This is a genomic window from Bradyrhizobium sp. MI1.7 (assembly GCF_055811795.1).
In genome coordinates, this window is record NZ_JBVVPO010000184.1 from 1 (window position 1) to 2,121 (window position 2,121).

General features: G+C 55.4%; 4 protein-coding genes. All 4 read right to left on the minus strand.

Annotated elements, in window-relative coordinates; genetic code table 11:
* Window positions 1-338 precede the first annotated feature (338 nt).
* The gene (locus AC0L3X_RS46945; RefSeq protein WP_084795023.1) at window positions 339-527 is read right to left on the minus strand and encodes a hypothetical protein; all 189 of its coding nucleotides are present in this window, start codon (window positions 525-527) and stop codon (window positions 339-341) included.
* Window positions 524-730 carry a hypothetical protein gene (locus AC0L3X_RS46950; protein WP_084795024.1) on the minus strand — a complete coding sequence of 69 codons (207 nt, stop codon included), beginning with the start codon at window positions 728-730 and terminating at the stop codon, window positions 524-526. Before AC0L3X_RS46950 ends, AC0L3X_RS46945 begins: the two co-directional genes overlap by 4 nt.
* 533 nt (window positions 731-1,263) lie before the next feature.
* Window positions 1,264-1,557 (minus strand): HdeA/HdeB family chaperone, encoded by a 294-nt coding sequence (locus AC0L3X_RS46955; RefSeq protein WP_084795025.1) that lies wholly within the window; start codon window positions 1,555-1,557, stop codon window positions 1,264-1,266.
* A gap of 25 nt (window positions 1,558-1,582) precedes the next feature.
* Window positions 1,583-1,867, minus strand: a complete 285-nt coding sequence (locus AC0L3X_RS46960; RefSeq protein WP_223153946.1) for an HdeA/HdeB family chaperone — start codon at window positions 1,865-1,867, stop codon at window positions 1,583-1,585.
* Between the last annotated feature and the right edge of the window lie 254 nt (window positions 1,868-2,121).

Sequence of the window (2,121 nt, forward strand, 5' to 3'; positions counted from 1 at the left end):
GTAGCCTTGATGCGGGCGGAGACGTTCTGAAGCGTTGCGTCCGAACTGATACCTTGCGAATGCAGGAGCATCCACAGGGCTTCGGCAAGGATGACTTGATTTTCTAAAATGGCGCGTTGGATTTTATCCATCATCATCCATGCTCCGTTGGTTGCCGTCCGCTGTCGGTCGCCTGTCCGCGCCGTGATGCTGGCGCGGTCGAGTGCGCGGCTTCGATCAAGTTGCAGATTTTGCGCTTTTGTCCCAAGAACAGAACTGCGCTTGCGTTGCGCGGCGGCTGGCGATGGTGACGCGGTGGCGCTGCCGGTGCGAGCCGCTGCCCGTGGGCACTGAGGGCGTTACGCCCGCTTCGCCGTCTTGGAAGCTTCGATCATCGCAAGCTCAACATGATCGGCAAGGCTGGTCAGATGCAGGGCCAACATATCGAACATTTCCCGCTTGGTCGGGACAGTGGCAAGATCGCGGATTAGCGCGGCCTCAGCAGCATCCTTCCGAAGCTTTTCAAGAGCCGCTTGATAATCCCTCATGGAGTTGCTTTGGGCGGCCGCTGGGCGGTTGACCCTAAGCTTTCGTTCAGCCAGTCCGCCGTATCGGCCCCGGACGCCTTGCGGAGCAGTTTGTCTTTTTCTGCCCCGGGGGGAAGAAGCGCCGCAACTTCGCGCGCCGTCTTGGCGAATGACGCAAGACGATCTTGCAGCGGCACTTGTTGCTTGAAACGACGCCGTTTCATGGCGCGCTCCTTTCTTCAAGAGGAAGGCGGGAAGCGCAACCGGCGTTCACATCACCGATAAGAGCCTATGACCGGGCGGTGATGCAGGACCAACACTCTTCGAGCAAGTCTGTTCCGGGCCCGCTCAGTCAAAGAGGACCGGGGCCATGACCAATCGGTCGTCAGGGTCCTGTGGAGGGCGCGAGTTCCTGCGGGGACCGCGCGACGGCCCCGCGCAAGCGTGTTTGCAATCGCGCAATCCCGGCTTTATTTATGCGAATTGGTACACAAATTCCGTGTGCGCCGATTGGCCATAAGCAGGCCGCAAACTGCGAATGTTTAATGCCCGCTTCAGCCGCGTGAGCGGACATTATCAGCCAAATCTGTCGAGTCCGAAAGGGGCCAACAAAAGGAGACGTATTGAAGCACGCGCGGTTATGCGCGCAACAATGAGGCGGTTGCGCAGTTCCAGTGGCCCGTTCAACTCTCGGTCGAGGAGTGGCAATGTGGCCGGCCAAGACTCCGGCCGCGACGCCGCCGTCGGGGCCCACAACCTAGCTGGCGCTTTTTTGAATGGCGGTTGGCAGCGTTTCGGATTTGTGCTTTTTGCAATAGGCGACAACTTTTTCGGAATTCTTTTGCAGGCGGTCGTAGTCCAAAACATTATTATTTGCAGCCGCGTTATAGTAGCCGCTCATGAAATACCTTACGAAATCTCGGTCTGCTGAACCGTATCCTAGCCAATTTCCGCAAGTGATCTTGTTCATGTCCAGCTTGATCTGAGCCGCGGCTGGCGCTGATGCCGCGCCTATCAAAATCACAGAAACGACAAGAGCCCTGCATTTCATAGCGATCCTCCAAAGTCCCGAGCCGTCAATTTTTGCCTACCGATTGTTGCAAACCATACATAACGCTTTCCGCCGGATGGTATTGGCACCATGCCTTTACGTTGGCGATATTTTGTTGATGCAAAGCAAGGTCCACAAAGGTCCTGTTGTTCTGATAACTGAACCAACCGCTCATCCAGGCAGAAAACTTATCTGACTGTGACTGCGGCATAGCAAGATATTGGCTACATATGATCTTGCCCATATCAATGGTTACCTGCGCATTCGCAACGATTGGAATTAAAGAGACAGCAAACGTCAGACTGATCAATCTACATCTCATCGAGGTTGTCCTTGATGCTGATCTACAGGGATCTGGAGAGGGCTGCCACTACAAGGACGCAAGAAAACGAAGTCTCGCGCCGCTCATGTTGATCTAAATCAACAGAAGTCCGCTTGGGGTCATTCGCGTCGTTTTGACCCTGCGCTGACTACTTCCGGTTTCCATCGGCCGGCTCAACCGGTCGACGCAACACAGGCATTAAATCTCTCTGCTGGCGTTTCAAATTGCAAGGTCTCACGTGG

Bases quoted from the DNA above. Each gene is read 5' to 3' on its own strand.
- AC0L3X_RS46945 (WP_084795023.1), bottom strand. From the start codon at position 527: ATGAGGGATTATCAAGCGGCTCTTGAAAAGCTTCGGAAGGATGCTGCT.
- AC0L3X_RS46950 (WP_084795024.1), bottom strand. From the start codon at position 730: ATGAAACGGCGTCGTTTCAAGCAACAAGTGCCGCTGCAAGATCGTCTT.
- AC0L3X_RS46955 (WP_084795025.1), bottom strand. From the start codon at position 1,557: ATGAAATGCAGGGCTCTTGTCGTTTCTGTGATTTTGATAGGCGCGGCA.